Below are 18,970 nucleotides of genomic sequence, written 5' to 3' on the forward strand. Positions count from 1 at the left end.
TTGACAAATGGAAATCAGGGTAAAGAATACAATTTTGATTACTGGAGGAGCTGGATTTATAGGTTCAAATTTGACTGAGTATTTTTTAGGCTTAGGCTATAAAGTCGTTTGTTTGGATAATTTTTCTACAGGACATCGTTACAATTTAAAAGATTTTTTAAATAACCCTGATTTTAAGTTGATTGAAGGTGATATTCGAAATTTAACTGATTGTAATTTAGCTGTTGCAGGAGCAGATTATGTTTTGCATCAAGCAGCTTTAGGTTCTGTTCCTAGGTCAATAAAAGATCCAATTACGACTAATGACGTAAATGTTTCGGGTTTTTTAAATATGCTTACAGCAGCGCGCGATGCTAAAGTAAAACGATTTGTTTATGCAGCGAGTTCTTCTACTTATGGAGATTCTCAAGGATTGCCAAAAGTAGAGGATGTTATCGGAAAACCATTGTCTCCTTATGCAATTACAAAATATGTGAATGAACTTTATGCTGAAATTTTTAGCAAGACATACGGATTAGAAACAATCGGACTTCGTTATTTTAATGTTTTTGGAAGAAAGCAAGACCCTAATGGAGCTTATGCGGCTGTAATTCCAAAGTTTGTAAAGCAATTTATGAGCCACGAGAGTCCAATAATTAATGGAGACGGAAATTATTCTCGTGATTTTACATATATAGACAATGTAATTCAAATGAATGAGTTGGCTATGACTTGTCAAAATTTAGAAGCAATTAATACTATTTATAATACTGCATTTGGAGACAGAAATACTTTAAATGACTTAGTTGGATATTTAAAAGAATATTTATCAGACTTTGATCCAAAAATAAAGGATGTTCCAGTTATTTATGGCGAAAATCGAGCAGGAGACATTCCGCATTCTCTAGCAAGTATCGAAAAAGCAAAAAGAAATCTCGGTTATAATCCAAAGTATTCTTTGCAAGACGGGTTAAAAGAAGCTGTTGAGTGGTATTGGAATAATTTAAAATAAATTTAAGATCAAGATAAAATAGATCAAATGAAAATTACAAAAATTTGCTGCATTGGTGCAGGATATGTTGGAGGGCCAACAATGGCAGTGATTGCTCAAAAATGTCCTCATATTCAGGTTACGGTTGTTGATTTAAATGAACAAAGAATAGCAGATTGGAATGATCCGAATCCTGAAAATATTCCAATATATGAACCTGGACTTTCTGAAATTGTAGCAGAAGCAAGGGGCAGGAATTTGTTTTTTTCTACTGATGTTGATAAAGCAATAGATGAAGCTGAAATGATATTTATTTCTGTAAACACACCAACCAAGACTTATGGGAAAGGAAAAGGAATGGCAGCAGATTTAAAATATATCGAATTATGTGCTAGACAAATTGCAAGGGTCGCAAAACAGAATAAAATTGTAGTCGAAAAGTCGACTTTACCAGTGAGAACTGCTGAGGCAATTAAAAGTATATTGGATAATACTGGAAATGGTGTTCAATTTCAAATTTTATCTAATCCAGAGTTTTTAGCAGAAGGAACTGCGGTTACAGATTTGTTAAACCCCGATCGAATTTTGATTGGTGGAGATACAACACAAGAAGGAGAAGAAGCGATTAATTCCTTAGTAGAAGTTTATTCGAATTGGGTAAGCAAAGATAGAATTTTGACAACAAACGTGTGGTCGTCTGAATTGTCTAAACTAACCGCAAATGCATTTTTAGCACAACGTATTTCTTCAATAAACGCGATGTCAGAGCTTTGCGAGAAAACAGGCGCAAATGTAAATGAAGTGGCTAAAGCGATCGGTATGGATAGTAGAATTGGTCCTAAATTTTTGAAAGCTTCTGTAGGATTTGGTGGTTCTTGTTTCCAAAAAGACATATTAAATTTAGTATATATAGCAAAATCATACGGATTAAATGAGGTTGCAGATTATTGGGAGCAAGTTATTATTATGAATGATCATCAAAAAAGAAGATTTTCAAATAAAATTGTTCAGGTCTTATATAACACAGTAGCCGATAAAAAAATTACTTTCTTGGGCTGGGCTTTTAAAAAAGACACAAACGATACAAGAGAGTCTGCAGCAATTTATGTTGCTGATGATTTAATAAATGAACAGGCTAAAATCTCAGTTTTTGATCCGAAGGTTTCTAAAACTAAAATGCTAAGTGACTTAGATTATTTGGAAACGAGAGAAAATAAAAATAATCTTGATGCGTTAAGTGTTTTTGATAATGCTTACGATGCATGTAAAGACGCACACGCAATTGCAATCTTAACAGAATGGGATGAGTTTACAACTTACGATTGGAAAAAGATTTATGATTCTATGCATAAGCCAGCTTTTATTTTTGATGGGAGAAATATTCTTGATGCTAAACAATTAGAAAAAATCGGATTCGTTTACAGAGGTATTGGATCATAAACTGATTTTTGTGTTTATAAATTAAATGGAGCAAAATGTCTTGCTTCATACTAAATGAAAAAGGGATGAATTGGTACGTAGTTTATACAAAACCGAAATGGGAAAAGAAAGTAGCCGATAAACTTAATCAGCTTGGTATAGAATGCTATTGTCCATTGATTACTCAAATAAAGCAGTGGTCAGATCGCAAGAAGAAAATTGAAACGCCTCTTTTTAATTCCTACGTTTTTGTCCAGTTACCTGATTCAGATCGTAATTTAGTTTTTCAAGCACAAGGAGTAGTTAGGTATTTATTTTGGTTAGGAAAGCCTGCAATTGTAAAAGATCAAGAAATTGAAATTATTAGGACAAGTTTAAAATCTCCAAATCTGAAGGATGTTTCAGTTACGGCTATTCAGGTTGGAGATAAAATTAAATTAGAGTCAGGTGCATTTGTCAATCAAGATGCAATTGTTCAGGAAGTTTCTAATAATTATTATGTATTAGTATTAGAAGCTTTGGGGTGTACATTAAAGATAAAATATAAGTAATTGTAGATTTTAAAGTAATTCAAACAGGAGAAAAAGTCTTTTAAAGAAATATTTTCTTCTGTTTTTTTTATAAAGTATTTATTTACAGTCTGATTAGTAGACTGTTGTAAGGGTTTAGTTTTTTTGCGTTTAACAGTTTTTTGAGTATTACGGGAAACCGTATTGAATAACTAGAGTTATTGTACTATATTTGCGCGAAAATCATTATTTTAGGTATCTGAGTCAGAGTTATGTGACTGAGAACGGCGAAGCCGTGAATTGTAGTGACCAGATTAAATTAAAAAATATGAAGTTGGAAAATAATGTAAAGATTGCGGTTATAGGTTTAGGTTATGTAGGATTGCCTTTAGCTAGACTATTTGCTACAAAATATCCAGTTATTGGTTTTGATATAAATGAATCGAGAGTTAGTTCTTTAAAATCGGGAACAGATGCTACTTTAGAAGTAGAGGATGATGTTTTACAAAGTGTTTTAGTAGATAAATCAAATGAAAAAGGGTTATATTGTACTACCTCTATAAATGATATTGCTGAGTGTAACTATTATATAGTCACCGTTCCTACTCCCGTAGACAAAAATAATAGGCCAGATTTAACGCCTCTTTATAAATCAAGTGAAACAGTTGGGAAAGTTTTAAAAAGAGGAGATATAGTTATTTACGAATCTACGGTTTATCCTGGAGTGACAGAAGAACAATGTGTACCAGTTCTAGAGCAGGTTTCAGGATTGAAATTCAATGAAGATTTTTTCGCAGGATATTCGCCAGAAAGGATTAATCCAGGTGATAAAGAGCATACAGTTGAAAAAATTCTAAAAGTAACATCAGGCTCAACTCCAGAAATAGGTTTAAAAGTTGATGCTTTATATAAGTCTGTAATTACTGCTGGAACTCATTTGGCTCCAACAATAAAAGTAGCGGAAGCAGCGAAAGTTATTGAGAACTCTCAACGAGATATTAATATCGCTTTTGTTAACGAATTAGCTAAGATCTTCAATTTAATGAATATCGATACTCAGGAAGTATTAACAGCGGCATCTACAAAATGGAATTTTTTGCCATTTAAACCAGGTCTTGTCGGTGGACATTGTATTGGTGTGGATCCGTACTACTTAGCACAAAGGGCACAAGAATTTGGTTATCACCCTGAAATAATTTTAGCAGGAAGACGTTTAAACGATAGCATGGGCGAATATGTAGCTTCACAAATAGTGAAGTTAATGATAAAAAAAGGTATTTCGGTTAATGGAGCTGAATTGTTAATGCTTGGTATTACTTTCAAAGAAAATTGCCCAGACGTAAGAAATACTAAAATTGTGGATGTTGTTAAGGCTCTAAAGGAATATGGAATTTTAGTTACCATATTTGATCCCCTTGCAAATGCACATGATGTAATAAAAGAATATAATTTAGTAACATTAGACTCTATTCCAAACAATAAATTTGATGCAATAGTTCTTGGAGTTTCACATGCTGAATTTTTAGAATTAGATTTCGCTAAATTGCAAAAATCAAATAGTTTATTGTATGATGTAAAAGGAGTTTTAGGGGCAATAGCTGATAATAGATTATAGCGCTAAAAAACCTTTTTTTATTTTTAGAGAAAATGGAAAAAAATAATTCAATAATACATGTGGTTTTAACAGGAGGGGTAGGCAGTAGATTATGGCCTCTTTCCCGCAAAAGCCAACCTAAACAATATTTAGAAATATTTGAAGGGAAATCTTTATTCGAAATGACTGTAGAACGTAATAGTCATTTAGCTGATAAGGTAATGGTAGTAGGAAATATAGACAATCATCATTTAAGTGGAAAGGTGATGAATAAAACTCAAACTTCTTATACCAACATCGTAGAAGCAACACCTCGAAATACGGCTGCGGCAATTGCTTTTGCAGCTTTTGCTTCAAAACCAGACGATATATTAATTGTTACTCCTTCTGATCATATAATTGATAAAATAGAAGATTACGATAATGCAATTAATGAGGCAATTTCTAAAGCAAAAGAAGGTTTCATAGTCACTTTTGGAATTATCCCAACAAAGCCAGAAACAGGTTATGGGTATATTGAATCAAAAGGAGATAAAGTATTGTCATTTCGAGAAAAACCAAATGAAACTACAGCTAAAGAGTTTATTGCAAGAGGAAATTTTTTATGGAATAGCGGTATGTTTTGCTTTAAAGCAAATGTGCTTTTAGAGGAGTTAAAGCAATTTCAACCAGATATTTATGAAAAATCTAAAATAGCATGGGAAGCTTCTAAGGAAGGGTTTTTAAATTTAGAATTATCTCTGCAAATTCCATCAATAAGTATTGATTATGCTGTAATGGAAAGAAGCAAAAAGATTAAGGTAGTTCCAGCATCTTTTTCTTGGTCAGACTTAGGCTCTTTCGAATCGGTATACGAATATTTAGTTTCAAAAGGACATCCTATAGATTCGAATGGGAATATGGTAATAGGATGCGATAGTCATACTACTTTTTTAGGATTACGAAATACTATTTTTGTACACACAGATACTGCTAATTTGATTTTACAGAAAGAAAATTCGCAAGATGTGAAGGATATATATAACGAATTGGAAAAACAAAAATCAGATTTATTAAATTAATTAAAAGCATTTAAAAATGAAAAAAATTCTAATAACTGGCGGTGCTGGTTTTATTGGGTCTCATGTAGTAAGACGTTTTGTAAATAAATATTCACAATATCAGATTTTTAATTTAGATGCTTTAACATATGCCGGAAATCTGGAAAATATAAAAGATATTGAGAGTAATTCAAATTATACTTTTGTAAAAGGGGATATTGTTGATGAAGGTTTTATAAACGAACTTTTTAAACTTCATAACTTCGATGGTGTTTTACATTTAGCAGCAGAATCTCATGTCGATCGTTCAATTGAAGATCCATTAGCATTTGTTAAAACCAATGTTATTGGAACAATGAATCTATTAAACGCAGCTAAAAATCAATGGAAAGGTAATTTTGAAGATAAAAGATTTTATCATATAAGTACTGATGAAGTTTACGGTTCTTTAGGCTCTACAGGTCTATTTACAGAGAATACGCCTTACGATCCAAATTCTCCTTACTCGGCTTCAAAAGCAAGTTCTGACCATTTTGTTAGAGCTTATGGCGAAACTTATGGGGTACCATATGTTGTAACAAACTGTTCAAACAATTATGGGTCATATCATTTTCCTGAAAAATTAATTCCACTTTTTATAAATAATATTATTAATAGTAAACCTTTGCCGGTATATGGAGATGGAAATTATACAAGAGATTGGTTGTTTGTAGAAGATCATGCAATAGCAATAGATTTAGTTTTTCATGAAGGTAAAAATAATGAAACTTATAATATTGGTGGATTTAATGAATGGAAAAATATAGATCTGGTTAAGTTACTATGTAAAATAATGGATGGGAAATTAGGACGTGTAGAAGGTACTTCTCAAGAATTAATTACATACGTAAAAGATAGACCAGGTCATGATTTGCGTTATGCTATTGATGCCTCGAAAATTAATAAAGAATTAGGCTGGAAACCTTCAGTAACTTTTGAAGAAGGATTAGAAAAGACTATAAATTGGTACCTTAATAATCAGGAATGGCTTGAAAGTGTTACTTCGGGATCTTATAAGGATTATTATCAAAAACAATACTCATAAAAAATATCTTTAAAATAATTTTTCCTTTAGTATGAAAAAAATATTATACGTTCTTACCCTGTTTTTTGCATTAATTACTTTTGATGCTACAGCACAAGATATTATGAAATCTAAAGATTTAAGTACAGTAAAAGTTGATTACTTATCTGATGATGATTTAGCAAAAATTAGTGCTCAGCTAAAAAGTAATAATGCAACTATTGATCAAGTTGAATCGATGGTGCTTTCGAAAGGGATGAGTCAGACAGAGTTTAATAAACTTAAAATTAAGCTTAATGATTATGAAAAGAAAAATGTAAAAGACGGTGGAAAAGATAAAAATAAGGATAGTAAATTAAAAGCTGGTGATAAGGATTCAGAGTTTGGCAGAAAACAAGAAAAAATTAGAAACGAAAAGATTAAGGATTCTCTAAATGCATTGATTTTTGGATCGGAGCTATTTGATAATCCTACTTTAAATTTCGAACCAGATTTAAACGTTGCCACTCCTATGAACTATATTCTTGGGCCTGGCGATGAATTGCAGGTGAGTGTTTATGGTGTTCAAGAGTATAATGCCAATGTTCCTGTAAGTGTTGAAGGAAAAATTACAATTGATTATGTAGGACAGATTTCAGTTTCAGGAATGTCTATTGAGGCAGTAACACAAAAAGTAAAAGCTGCAATTGCTAAAGTTTATAGTACAGTTCGTTCAGGACAATCTCAGGTAAGCATTAGTTTAGGAAAAATACGTACTATTAAAGTAACAATTGTAGGAGGCAAACAACCAGGGAATTATTCAATTTCTTCATTATCAACGGTATATAATGCTTTGCATTTAGCTGGGGGACCAGGTAAAAATGGAAGTTATAGAAATATTGAATTAATACGAAATAATAAGGTTTATAAAAATATTGACATTTATAGATTTTTAGTTAAAGGGGACCAATCTGATAATGTGGCCTTAAAAGAAAATGATGTAATCAGAATTCCTGCCTATAGTCAAAGAGTTACTGTTGAAGGAGAGGTGAAGAGGCCTGGGCTTTTTGAGATGAGAAAAGGGGAAAAGTTTTCTGATTTATTGAATTTTGCTTCGGGGTTTAATGAATTTGCTTATACAGCTTCTGTAAATGTTTTGCAAAAAACAGGAAAAGAATTTAAGGTAAATGACATAAATGAAAGTCAATATGATATATATGAACCTAAATCAGGTGACGTTTTCAGAGTTACTAAGATTTTAAATCGATTTGAAAATCGTATTAAAATTGAAGGAGCTGTTTTTAGACCAGATTACTACTCTTTTAATGAAGGGATGAGGATTTCGGATCTTGTTACAAGAGCAGAAGGATTAAAAGAAGACGCATATAGTAAGCGGGCAAGAATTATTCGTTTGAAAACAGACTTAACTACAGAAATTGTTAATGTAGATTTAGGAGCTGCTTTATCTGGCGATTTAAATGCTGACATCGAATTAAAAAGAGAAGATGTGGTTACAGTGTATTCTATTTTAGATTTTAGAGAAGAATACAAAATTACAATAGATGGAGAAGTAAAAAATCCTGGAGAGTACGAGTACTTTGAGAATCTTACTTTAAATGATTTAGTAATTCAAGTTGGAGGATTAACAGGTTCAGCTTCAAAAAGAGTTGAAGTTGCCAGAATGATAAAATCGGATGCTATAGATGATGCAGATCCAAAACGCATAGAACTGGTTGAACTAGAGATAACATCAGATAATAATGAACAAATTAAAAATTTTGTTCTAAGACCGTTTGATGTTATCAATATTCGTCGAATGGCAGTTTATGAAAAACCTGAGATGGTTAAAGTAAGTGGAGCTGTTACTTATCCTGGAAAATACGTATTAGCCAATAAAAAGGAGAAGGTCTATAATGTAGTAATGAGAGCAGGAGGATTAACATCTATTGCAAATTTGGATGGTATGAAAATAAAAAGACCAATTAAGGAAGAACAATTAGAGCAATTGGAAAGTGTAAATCTTAATTTAGAGAAAAAAGAAACATCTGAGAAAAAAGAAGGAATTGTAGAAGAATCAAATATTAAAACTAAAGATACACTTAAATCTAAATTATCAAAAAAGTTAAGAGACGAGTTAAAGTATACTACTATACCTGTTAATTGGGAAAAAATTGTAAAAGATAAAAATCATTATTCAAATGTGACATTATTTCCGGGGGATGAAATTGAAGTTTCTGTATATAATGAAGGAGTAAAAGTTACTGGTAATGTGTTATTAACATCTGAGATACCGTATAGAAATGGAAAAGGATTTAAGTATTATATTAATTCTGTAGGAGGTGTAGATAGTAAGGGTTGGAAAAGAAAGGCATATATTATATATCCTAATGGAAAAGCGGCTGTAACAACCTCATTTTTGTTTTTTAAATCTTACCCAAAAGTAGAGCCTGATTCACAAATTGTTGTGCCTGAAAGACCAGAGAAGAAAAAGATGAGTGCTGGAGAATGGGCAGGGCTAGGAACTGCGTTTGCTAGTTTAGCATTATTAATTGTGACTGCTTTTAAATAATTGTTTTTATGAATAATAGACCAGTAGAAAACGAAGAAATTTCGTTGAAAGAATTGTTACAAAAAGTTAAAGAATGGTATTCATATTTACTGTTTAAATGGAAGTTAATTGTTTTAGCTGGAATACTAGGGGCTGGTATAGGATTAACATATACATATTTTAAAAAAACAATCTATACCGCTACTTTGTCTTTTGCTTTAGAAGATGATAAAGGAGGTGGAGGATTAGGTGGAGCCTTTGGTTTAGCGAGTACTTTAGGTTTCGATCTCGGAGGTGGAGGAGGTAGTATTTTTACAGGCTCAAATCTTAATGAACTGTTTAAATCCAGAACGATGATTTCCCAAACTTTAATGAGTCCGGTAATAATAGATGGAAAAAAAATTTCTTTGGCGGAAATGTATATTGGAATTAATGGATGGAGGGAAAAATGGAAGAATGATCCTGAATTAAAAGCAATACAGTTTTTGCCAGAAAAAGCTAACAGCTCGTTTACTAGGCTTCAGGATAGTATTATGGGGATCATGCATCAAAACCTTATAAATACGTCATTATCTATTGGTCAAAGAGATAAAAAAACATCAATTGTTTCAATGGATATAAGATCTACCAACGAAATGTTTTCTTTTTATTTCTGTGAAGCTTTAGCTAAAGAAGTTGGGAAATTCTATGTAAATACACGTAGTAAAAAAGCACGAATGAACATGGAAATTCTTCAACGTCAAACAGATTCAATTCGTAGAGAATTAAACAGCGCAATTACTGGAGTTGCTGTCGCAAATGATAATACTTTTATGCTTAATCCGGCTTTAAATGTAAAAAAGACACCTTCAGTTCGTCGTCAAGTTGATGTACAGGCTAATACAGCTTTATTAACGGAACTAGTAAAGCAAAGTGAACTGGCTAAGGTAACTTTGAGAAAAGAAACTCCTTTAATACAAGTTATAGACAGACCCATACTTCCGTTGAATAAAGAACGTTTTGGGAAATTAAAAGGTTTAATTTTAGGTGGAGGAATTGCAGTATTTTTAACCGTCCTATTTCTTATATTCAAACGTATAATAAAAGAAATAAGTAGATAGGTTTGTCGATTATTATACACTATAATTATCACCTTAATATTATCAAATTGAAATAAATAGTAATTATGTTTAAAGATAAAGTTTTGTTAATTACTGGAGGCACTGGTTCATTTGGATCTGCTGTTTTGAATCGCTTCTTAGATACTGACCATTTTAGAGAGATACGAATTTTTTCACGTGATGAAAAAAAACAAGATGACATGCGTAACTCATATAAGAATGATAAAATAAAATATTTTATTGGTGATGTAAGGGATTATAATAGCATTGAGTATGCAATGACTGGTGTCGATTATGTGTTTCATGCGGCTGCTTTAAAGCAAGTTCCTTCTTGTGAATTTTTTCCAATGCAAGCTGTAAAAACAAATGTTGAAGGGACACAAAACGTTATACGAGCAGCAGCGGCAAATAATGTGAAAAAGGTAATTTGCCTATCTACAGATAAAGCAGCTTACCCAATCAATGCAATGGGAATTTCAAAAGCAATGATGGAGAAAGTAGCTGTGGCGGAGGCTCGTAACTTGAAAGAAACGATTGTTTGTTTAACCCGTTATGGAAATGTAATGGCTTCTCGGGGTTCAGTAATTCCATTATTTCTATCGCAAATTCAAAAAGGAGAGGTTCTAACAATTACAGATCCAAATATGACGCGTTTTTTAATGTCTCTTGAAGAAGCTGTAGAATTAGTTCTTTTTGCGTTTGAACATGGTAAGCCGGGAGACCTATTTGTAAATAAAGCGCCAGCTGCAACTATTGGAGATTTAGCACAGGCAATATGTCAATTAAAAAACATAGATTGTAAATTTAATATTATTGGAACTAGGCATGGAGAAAAATTGTATGAAACTTTATGCACTAGAGAAGAAATGATGAAAGCTGAAGATATGGGGGATTTTTACCGTATACCCGCAGATAACAGAGATTTAAATTATGCTAAATATTTTTCACAAGGCCAAGAAATTAAATCTGAGATAGATGATTATAATTCGCATAATACGAAAAGAGAAGATGTTGAAGGCGTAAAAAAGTTATTAAATAAGCTTAATTTATTTAGTAATTAGCCATATTAAGAGATATTTTTATAGTTTTTTGAAAGTTTAATTGAATAGAAATTCATTCAATATTTTATGACAAAGTTAAAAGTTGCTACCATTTTAGGTACTAGACCAGAAATTATTCGTCTGGCTGAATGTATAAAAAAATGTGATATATATTTTGACCATATTTTAATTCATACTGGTCAGAATTATGATTACGAGCTAAACGAGATTTTTTTTGAGGATTTAGGTTTAAGAAAGCCTGATTTCTTTTTGAATGTCTCTGGGCTGCATTTAGGAGAAACCATTGGTAATGTGATTTCTAAATCATACGAAATATTAGCAAAGGAATTACCTGATGCTTTATTAGTCCTTGGAGATACTAATAGTGTTTTAAGTACTATTGCTGCAAAGAGGTTAAAAATTCCTATTTTCCATATGGAAGCAGGGAATAGATGTTTTGATCAGAATGTTCCAGAGGAAATTAATCGTAAAATTTCAGATCATATTAGTGATATTAATTTGACTTATACGGAAAATAGTCGTCGTTATTTGTTGAGTGAAGGATTTAGAAAAGATCATGTTTTTCTTACGGGGTCTCCTTTAAACGAAATTTTAATAAAGCATAATGAAAACATATTAAACAGCGATGTTGTTGATAGATTAAATTTAAAGAAAGACAATTATATTGTAGTAAGTGCACATCGTGAAGAAAACATCGATTTGAACGATAATTTTGAAGTGCTGGCAAATTCATTAAATACAGTTGCCGATCATTATAAGATGCCAATTATATTTTCAACACATCCTCGAACTAGAAATCGCATAGAAAAGAAGAAAATAAAATTTCATTCGTTGATTTCTAATGTGCCCCCATTGGGTTTTTTCGATTATGTTAATTTACAAAAAAATGCTTATATAGTTCTTTCTGACAGTGGTACAATAAGTGAGGAATCTGCTATGATGGGATTTCCGGCAGTAAGCATTAGAACAAGTACTGAGCGACCTGAAGCTATTGACTCAGGAACAATCGTTTTAGGTGGCATATCTTCGGAGCAAATATTAAATTCTATTAAAATTGCCAAAGGATTATTTGATTCAAATATAGAATTACCAAAAGAGTATTTAGTTACAAATACTTCAGATCGTGTTATTAAAGCAATTCAGAGTTATACCTCTATTGTTAATCAAGTAATTTGGAACAAATAGGATCTATGAAAAAAATCTTAGTTATAGGAATAAAAGGTATGGCTGGCCATATGATTTTTAATTACTTTAATAAAAACAGGGAATTTGATGTTTATGGAATAGCACGAAACATTGAAAATGGGGAGAAAATTTTTAACATTGATATTTCTGACACAAAGGCTTTATCTTCTATAATTATTGATAATCAATTTGATTATGTTGTAAATTGTATCGGAATTTTAAATAAAGAAGCTGAGGATAATCCAGCAAAAGCGATCTGGTTTAATAGTTATTTTCCTCATTATTTAGAAGAGATTACCTATGATACTAATATTAAGGTCATTCATATTAGTACGGACTGCGTGTTTTCAGGAAAAAAAGGAAACTATAACGAGCAAGATTTTAAAGATGGTTTAGGATTTTATGCTCAATCAAAAGCATTAGGCGAGTTAAATAATAGTAAGGATGTAACAATTCGTACATCCATTATAGGACCTGAATTAAATCATAATGGGATTGGTCTTTTTCACTGGTTTATGATGCAATCAGAAGGGAGTAATATAAAAGGTTTCACCGAAGCATATTGGTCGGGAGTTACAACCTTAGAGCTTGCAAAAGTTGTTAGTGAAATTATAAAGCAAAATATAACTGGATTAATTCAAATAGCTCCAAAATCTAAAATTGATAAATATAGTTTAATTTCTTTATTTAACTCTATTTATAAGGATAGTATCATTTTAATCGAGAAGAATGGAGATTACAAGGTAGATAAAAGTCTTGTAAGTATTAGAAAAGATTTTGATTATGAAGTTCCTGATTATAAAAATATGTTGGAAAATCAGAAGAAATGGATTTCAGAACATTCTTCTATTTACTCACAATACTTAAATTAAAATGATTTCAATAGTTACGGCTTATTATAATAGGAAAAGACTTTTTGTTCGCACTTTACAAAGTATTAGTTTAAATTATGGAAAAATTGATTTTGAAGTAATTGTTGTTGATGATGGAAGTGACGATAATGAAAGATTAGAGGATTTGCAGAAAGATTTTCCTTTTTTGAGGGTAATCCGTTTAGAAAAGGAAAATAAATGGTATAGTAACCCATGTATTCCATTTAATATTGGTTTCGAAGAAGCAATAGGGGATAAAATAATTATTCAAAATCCTGAATGCTATCATTTTGGAGATATCTTACAATATGTTAATGAAAATTTAAAAGAAAATCATTATTTGTCATTTGGGTGTTTTTCTCTAGATAAAAAGAATACAGATGATGATTTGCTTTTTTTTGATCGAGAAAATATTTCTTCAATTATTGAAGAAAACTCCTATGTTGTAAAAACTGATGGAGGGCTAGGCTGGTATAATCATTCTCAACATCGTCCAGGTGCCTATCATTTTTGTACAGCTTTAATGACAAGTGATTTGGTTGATCTAGGAGGATTCGATTCAAGATATTCTAATGGCTTTGGCTATGATGATGATGATTTAATATTTCGAATAAGACAGAAGGGCATGAAGATTAAATTTTTAAATAATATTGTTGCTATTCATCAAAATCATTATGTACATCAAGTTTCAATTGATGAGCAAAAGCAAAAATATACCAACGAGAAAGCAAAAAGAAATCAAAGTATATTCAACAATATAACGAAAAAAGCACGGTGCTATAGAGCGAATTATTTGAAAATTGGGAATTATTATCAGGAAGATAAAAATACTTTTGTCCAGTTGATTAAGAGACGCCTAAATTTACTATTTGCAAACTAAAGCTTTTCTTTTATATAAATCAATCGTAGAATGACCTATTCTAAAAATCGTACACTTCTTAATAATATTGCTTCGTTAGGATTAGTTCAAATTGTCAATTATATCTTTCCCTTAATAACAATACCATTTGTTTCAAGGATTTTAGGTCCTGATGGTTTTGGTATTATCAATTACATAACTGCATTTATCACTTATTTTATTTTAATTGTAAATTATGGATTTGATTTTACAGCAACTCGAAAAATTGCTGTTGATCCAGATAATTTGGAAGTACGGTCAAAAGTTTTTTCTGAAGTAATCTGTGCTAGACTCATATTATTAGTTGTTACGGCTATTTTTTTTGGAATTTGTATTAGTTTTATATCCCTTTTGCAGGAAAATTTTTTATTGTCTTTGGTTTTATTCCTAAATGTTGTTTCTGCGTTTTTAACTCCTCAATATATTTTTCAAGGGTTACAGAAGTTATCTATATTAAGTGTGATGACAATAATAAAAGGTGTAATTAATGCAAGTCTAATTTTACTTCTGATTTCCGAAAAAGACGATTTAGTTTTGTACGTTGCTATTGGGGTCTTTAGTAATTTTTTAATTAGCATTGTTTCTTTCTTCTATGTTTTATTTGTATTCAATATTAAGTTCACTTTTTATTCAATAAAACATTCACTTCAATTACTAAAAGAAGTTAGATTGGTTTTTTTTTCATCAATAATCTTTTCATTATATACAACTACTAATATTATAATTCTTGGTTTTTTTGCTAAAACAAAGTCAATTGGTTTTTACACAACAGCAGTTAGTTTTATATTGATTGTACAAAGTGTTGTCAATATTCCTTTAGCATCATCACTTTATCCATATATCGGCCGTGCTTTTTCAGAAAGCAAAGAAGCTGGGTTATTAAAGCTTAGAAAAATTCTTCCTATTGTTTTTTATTTTTCAGTATTAGTGTGTTTAGGGATTCTCGTTTTAGCGCCATTAATTGTTTTTATTATTTATGGTAAAAGTTTTGAAGGTTCAGTTATAGCCATTCAAATTTTAAGTTTTCTACCATTTCTATCATCTATGAGCAGCATCATGGGGGTACAGACGATGCTAAATTTAAATATGGATAAATTATTTTTAAGGATTACTAGTTTTGCGGCATGTTTAAGTCTAATCTTAAACGTAATAATGGCATATTATTTTAGCTATATAGGCACGAGTATAAGTTATCTGTTTACAGAAATAATTATTGGAGTTTCGTTTTTTATCGTTCTTAAAAATAAAGGTTTGATATTATTTGAAAAAGAAAATTTCAAACTAAAAAATGTTTTTATGCAGATTAAAACTATAAAGAATATCTAATTTTTATGGGAGGTACTTATTATATAACATATTTGTCAGATGAAATAAATGAAGGGGGTATGGCTAGAAATTTGGCATTTTCAAATAAGGTGAGCCATTTTGAAACTCTAAGGCTTAATATGTACTTATATAGAAATAACATACTTAAAAGAATTTGGAAAGGAATTATTTTTTTGTTGTTTCTTTTATGTAAAAAGAATAATACAATTATAGTTCATCAATCGGCAATAACTTTACTTTTTCCTTTATTAACAAAAAAAATAAGTAGAAAAATTTTCAAATCTATTTTAGCAGGGATTTCTAGTAAAAATAAATTAATTATCGAGGTTAATGACTTGCCATATGAACAGGCTATTGATTTAGATTTACCTGTACTGCAGTCTATGCTTAAGCTGGAAGATGTCTTATACAGTATTCCTAATTGTTATTATATTTTTGCTTCTACAGAGATGAGAAGGTTTGTAAACGAAAAATATAATATACAGCATGACCATTCAAATGTTGTTATTAATGGAGGGCCAAAACTCATAAGTAATAAATCTTTTTTAAACAATCAAAAATGGATTAGTAGTGATAGTACAAAATATGTTTACGCTGGCAGTTTAAATAAGGGTAGGCAAATAGAACCAATTATCGAGGTTTTTTTGCAAAATCCAGATAGTATTTTGGTACTTATTGGGATATGGGGAGAATGGTTAAATGAAATAGATCTACCACAAAATATTATTTATTTAGGAGATTTTGATGAAAATACCGCTCAAAATATAGTCTCTGTGTGTGACTTAGGAATAATTCCTTATGATGAAGAAAAGTTTTATTATAATCTTTGCTATCCTACAAAAGCTTCATTTTATATAACTGCTGGAATTCCGTTTTTATCTACTCCTTTAAAGGAATTAAAAAATGTTTTTGAAAGTCAAGATATGGCATTCTTTGAGAAATTTAATGACTGGAATGATTTTGTAAAAAAATTTGATAAATCAATTTTGGCGAAAAAAAAAGAAAAAGTTAAGAATGGAATTTCTAAATTTTATTGGGATAATTTAATTGATCAATGCTTTTGCGAAATTCTAACGGAATCTAAAAAATAATATAATCATCAAGAACTAATTTAAGAGAATTTAAATAATAATGTCAGGAGAAATAAAAAAAGTAAGTGTCGTATTATGTTCTTATAACGGAAGCTTATATATAGAAAAACAATTAGATTCTATATTAAAGCAAACATACCCGATTGATGAAATTATTATTGTAGATGATTGTTCAACAGATTCAACTCGAGATATTTTGCAAGAATATCAAAGGAGAAATGACATCATTAAACTTTTTTTTAATGAGAAAAATTTAGGATCCAATAAATCTTTTAAATATGCAATCTCTTTAGCTTCTAATGAATATATTTTCTTATCAGATCAAGATGATATTTGGTTTACTTATAAAATAGAGAAGCAAATGAATGTAGTTAAAAATGATAGTACAAAGCCGCTATTGGTTTTTCATGACTTATCTTTAATTGATGAGGATGGACAAGCGGTTTTTCCTTCATTTTGGGAACTACATGGTTTTTTTGCAGAAAAATTCAATTTTAAAAAACTCCTTATTTTTAATATTGTAACAGGATGTACATGTCTTATTAACAAAGCCATGAAAGATGAACTTATGCGTTGCGATATGCAGGATATCATAATGCATGATTATTTAATAGCACTAATTGCTTATGGGTTTGGCGAGCCAATTTTTATTAATGAACAATTAATGTATTATAGAACCCATTCAAATAGTGTAACCATTAAAGAAAAAAATACTTTTTTTGACAGGGTTAAAGGTTTTGTTTCAAGAGTGAAGAATAGAAATTATTTATTGCCCAATATTCTGCAAGTTCAAAAATATAATGAGCTTTATAAACATAACTTGAGTAGTGAGAATAAAAAATTAGTAGCTAAATTTTTAGGGCTTAAAAATAAAGGCACCTTACAAAGAATTATTTATAAGAGGTCGATAAACTAAATTTTAAACTTCAAAAAAAATATTCAAAAAAAATGGATTTTAGTAAAAAAAAAATATTGTTTATTGGACCAAAATTTCACGATTATGAAAATATGATTATGGAAAACTTCAAAAAAAATGGCGCGTCAGTGGATTTTTTTCCTGAAAGATCATATGGTTTTGATTTCAATTTTATAAATAATTTTTTTAATAGATACTTAGAAAAATACCAAATTAATCACTACGAAAAAATATTAAAATCGATTAATAACAAACATTACGATTATTTATTTGTAATAAGAGGTTATTTGATGCCTAAATCTTTTTTAGAGAGTTTTAAGCGAATTAATCCAGAGAGCAAAACGTTAATGTATCAATGGGACTCAGAGAGAACAAATACTTTTCAAAATCTTATTCCATTTTTTGACAGTGTAAAAACATTTGATTTTAAAGATAGTGATGACTTTAAAATTAAATACGTCCCTTTATTTTATACAAAAGATATAGAAGAATATCATTTAAAAGAGAAAAAAATAAAGTTCGACTTCTTTTTTATGGGATTTTTCTTTGAGGAAAGATATGAAGCAATATTAAAATTTAAAAAATTCTGTGAGATAAATGGCTATTCTTTAAAGCCATTTTTATATATGCCTTTTACTACTCGAGTTAAGTATTTTTTGAAAGGAAGAAAATTGGATAGATCAATTGTTTCCTTTATTCATATGAATAGATCTGAATATCTTCAAACGCTTTCGAATACAAGAATAATGGTTGATGTTAGCAATTCTAGACAAACAGGATTAGCAATGAGGGTCATTGAATCGTTAGCTTTTTGTACTAAAGTAGCAACGAATAATGTTTTCTATAAAAGTGATAAACTTGTAGAAAAGTCTGGGATGGTTGCGCTATTTGATTTGGAGAATATAAAAATAGATAAAGATTTTTTTGAAGCTGAATTTAAACAAGATCAGAAAATTGTACTTTCTTTAGAAGAATGGCTAAAGCAAATTTTCTTTGATAGATAAATTATGAGTAATAAAATATTATATCTTCCTTGTTTTGTATATGCAACTTCATTTGCATTGATACTTATATTATACCAAATAGGATGGTCAGATCTATTTCCAGAATTAAATGGATTTTTATTATATTTTTTATTTATAACAATTCTTATCGCATTAGGCTTAAGTTTTATACAATTAAAAACATTAAGAATTCCTGTTAATGAGGTAAACTTAAAGCCATCTTTTGTAAAAAAATCATTATTGTTTATTTTTGTAGGCTATTTCTTGGAGTTTTCATATGAGAGAAGTATACCTATAGTAACTACATTTCTAAATTCATCATATTCTTATCAAGATTTTAATGGTATTCCTACTTTTCATGTAATACTCAGTACATTTAATATTTTTTTTTCAAT

16 protein-coding genes are annotated in these 18,970 nt (G+C 30.1%); all 16 read left to right on the forward strand.

Features of this window, described 5'->3' with window-relative positions; all coding sequences use genetic code 11:
• Nucleotides 1-7: 7 nt before the first annotated feature.
• The 16 genes from AC3Y25_RS14890 to AC3Y25_RS14965 all read left to right on the forward strand — a co-directional run bounded on the left by AC3Y25_RS14890 (nt 8) and on the right by AC3Y25_RS14965 (nt 18,575).
• Nucleotides 8-991 (forward strand): SDR family oxidoreductase, encoded by a 984-nt coding sequence (locus AC3Y25_RS14890; RefSeq protein WP_489903246.1) that lies wholly within the window; start codon nt 8-10, stop codon nt 989-991.
• A gap of 27 nt (nt 992-1,018) precedes the next feature.
• Nucleotides 1,019-2,410, forward strand: a complete 1,392-nt coding sequence (locus tag AC3Y25_RS14895; protein ID WP_489903247.1) for a UDP-glucose 6-dehydrogenase — start codon at nt 1,019-1,021, stop codon at nt 2,408-2,410.
• Between the two features lie 65 nt (nt 2,411-2,475).
• Nucleotides 2,476-2,940, forward strand: coding sequence for a UpxY family transcription antiterminator (locus tag AC3Y25_RS14900; protein ID WP_489903248.1), 465 nt, complete (start codon nt 2,476-2,478; stop codon nt 2,938-2,940).
• 286 nt (nt 2,941-3,226) lie between these two features.
• Complete coding sequence (locus tag AC3Y25_RS14905; RefSeq protein WP_489903249.1) at nt 3,227-4,513, forward strand: nucleotide sugar dehydrogenase; 1,287 nt, start codon at nt 3,227-3,229, stop codon at nt 4,511-4,513.
• Between the two features lie 32 nt (nt 4,514-4,545).
• The gene (locus AC3Y25_RS14910) at nt 4,546-5,553 is read left to right on the forward strand and encodes a mannose-1-phosphate guanylyltransferase (protein ID WP_489903250.1); all 1,008 of its coding nucleotides are present in this window, start codon (nt 4,546-4,548) and stop codon (nt 5,551-5,553) included.
• A 16-nt stretch (nt 5,554-5,569) separates the two neighbouring features.
• The gene (gene rfbB / locus AC3Y25_RS14915; protein WP_489903251.1) at nt 5,570-6,616 is read left to right on the forward strand and encodes a dTDP-glucose 4,6-dehydratase; all 1,047 of its coding nucleotides are present in this window, start codon (nt 5,570-5,572) and stop codon (nt 6,614-6,616) included.
• 31 nt (nt 6,617-6,647) lie between these two features.
• A complete protein-coding gene (locus tag AC3Y25_RS14920) occupies nt 6,648-9,143 on the forward strand; it encodes an SLBB domain-containing protein (protein WP_489903252.1) in 2,496 nt (831 codons plus the stop codon).
• 8 nt (nt 9,144-9,151) lie between these two features.
• On the forward strand, nt 9,152-10,222 hold the full coding sequence (locus tag AC3Y25_RS14925; RefSeq protein ID WP_489903253.1) for a lipopolysaccharide biosynthesis protein: 1,071 nt from the start codon (nt 9,152-9,154) through the stop codon (nt 10,220-10,222).
• A gap of 65 nt (nt 10,223-10,287) precedes the next feature.
• On the forward strand, nt 10,288-11,283 hold the full coding sequence (locus AC3Y25_RS14930; protein ID WP_489903254.1) for a polysaccharide biosynthesis protein: 996 nt from the start codon (nt 10,288-10,290) through the stop codon (nt 11,281-11,283).
• Between the two features lie 66 nt (nt 11,284-11,349).
• The gene (wecB, locus tag AC3Y25_RS14935) at nt 11,350-12,468 is read left to right on the forward strand and encodes a non-hydrolyzing UDP-N-acetylglucosamine 2-epimerase (protein WP_489903255.1); all 1,119 of its coding nucleotides are present in this window, start codon (nt 11,350-11,352) and stop codon (nt 12,466-12,468) included.
• A gap of 5 nt (nt 12,469-12,473) precedes the next feature.
• Nucleotides 12,474-13,340, forward strand: a complete 867-nt coding sequence (locus AC3Y25_RS14940) for a dTDP-4-dehydrorhamnose reductase family protein (RefSeq protein WP_489903256.1) — start codon at nt 12,474-12,476, stop codon at nt 13,338-13,340.
• Between the two features lies 1 nt (nt 13,341).
• On the forward strand, nt 13,342-14,220 hold the full coding sequence (locus AC3Y25_RS14945; RefSeq protein ID WP_489903257.1) for a glycosyltransferase family 2 protein: 879 nt from the start codon (nt 13,342-13,344) through the stop codon (nt 14,218-14,220).
• A 30-nt stretch (nt 14,221-14,250) separates the two neighbouring features.
• Nucleotides 14,251-15,564, forward strand: a complete 1,314-nt coding sequence (locus tag AC3Y25_RS14950) for an oligosaccharide flippase family protein (protein WP_489903258.1) — start codon at nt 14,251-14,253, stop codon at nt 15,562-15,564.
• 5 nt (nt 15,565-15,569) lie between these two features.
• Nucleotides 15,570-16,655 carry a glycosyltransferase family protein gene (locus AC3Y25_RS14955; protein ID WP_489903259.1) on the forward strand — a complete coding sequence of 362 codons (1,086 nt, stop codon included), beginning with the start codon at nt 15,570-15,572 and terminating at the stop codon, nt 16,653-16,655.
• 40 nt (nt 16,656-16,695) lie between these two features.
• Nucleotides 16,696-17,571 (forward strand): glycosyltransferase family 2 protein, encoded by an 876-nt coding sequence (locus AC3Y25_RS14960; RefSeq protein ID WP_489903260.1) that lies wholly within the window; start codon nt 16,696-16,698, stop codon nt 17,569-17,571.
• A 32-nt stretch (nt 17,572-17,603) separates the two neighbouring features.
• Entirely contained in the window at nt 17,604-18,575 is a 972-nt protein-coding gene (locus AC3Y25_RS14965) for a WaaS/CpsH family glycosyltransferase (protein WP_489903261.1), read from the forward strand.
• Nucleotides 18,576-18,970 lie beyond the last annotated feature (395 nt).

The sequence above is a fragment of the Flavobacterium sp. LK-23 genome, from assembly GCF_058135255.1.

Coding starts and splice junctions, on each gene's coding strand:
- AC3Y25_RS14890 (WP_489903246.1), top strand. CDS start 8: ATGGAAATCAGGGTAAAGAATACAATTTTGATTACTGGAGGAGCTGGA.
- AC3Y25_RS14895 (WP_489903247.1), top strand. CDS start 1,019: ATGAAAATTACAAAAATTTGCTGCATTGGTGCAGGATATGTTGGAGGG.
- AC3Y25_RS14900 (WP_489903248.1), top strand. CDS start 2,476: ATGAATTGGTACGTAGTTTATACAAAACCGAAATGGGAAAAGAAAGTA.
- AC3Y25_RS14905 (WP_489903249.1), top strand. CDS start 3,227: ATGAAGTTGGAAAATAATGTAAAGATTGCGGTTATAGGTTTAGGTTAT.
- AC3Y25_RS14910 (WP_489903250.1), top strand. CDS start 4,546: ATGGAAAAAAATAATTCAATAATACATGTGGTTTTAACAGGAGGGGTA.
- rfbB (WP_489903251.1), top strand. CDS start 5,570: ATGAAAAAAATTCTAATAACTGGCGGTGCTGGTTTTATTGGGTCTCAT.
- AC3Y25_RS14920 (WP_489903252.1), top strand. CDS start 6,648: ATGAAAAAAATATTATACGTTCTTACCCTGTTTTTTGCATTAATTACT.
- AC3Y25_RS14925 (WP_489903253.1), top strand. CDS start 9,152: ATGAATAATAGACCAGTAGAAAACGAAGAAATTTCGTTGAAAGAATTG.
- AC3Y25_RS14930 (WP_489903254.1), top strand. CDS start 10,288: ATGTTTAAAGATAAAGTTTTGTTAATTACTGGAGGCACTGGTTCATTT.
- wecB (WP_489903255.1), top strand. CDS start 11,350: ATGACAAAGTTAAAAGTTGCTACCATTTTAGGTACTAGACCAGAAATT.
- AC3Y25_RS14940 (WP_489903256.1), top strand. CDS start 12,474: ATGAAAAAAATCTTAGTTATAGGAATAAAAGGTATGGCTGGCCATATG.
- AC3Y25_RS14945 (WP_489903257.1), top strand. CDS start 13,342: ATGATTTCAATAGTTACGGCTTATTATAATAGGAAAAGACTTTTTGTT.
- AC3Y25_RS14950 (WP_489903258.1), top strand. CDS start 14,251: ATGACCTATTCTAAAAATCGTACACTTCTTAATAATATTGCTTCGTTA.
- AC3Y25_RS14955 (WP_489903259.1), top strand. CDS start 15,570: ATGGGAGGTACTTATTATATAACATATTTGTCAGATGAAATAAATGAA.
- AC3Y25_RS14960 (WP_489903260.1), top strand. CDS start 16,696: ATGTCAGGAGAAATAAAAAAAGTAAGTGTCGTATTATGTTCTTATAAC.
- AC3Y25_RS14965 (WP_489903261.1), top strand. CDS start 17,604: ATGGATTTTAGTAAAAAAAAAATATTGTTTATTGGACCAAAATTTCAC.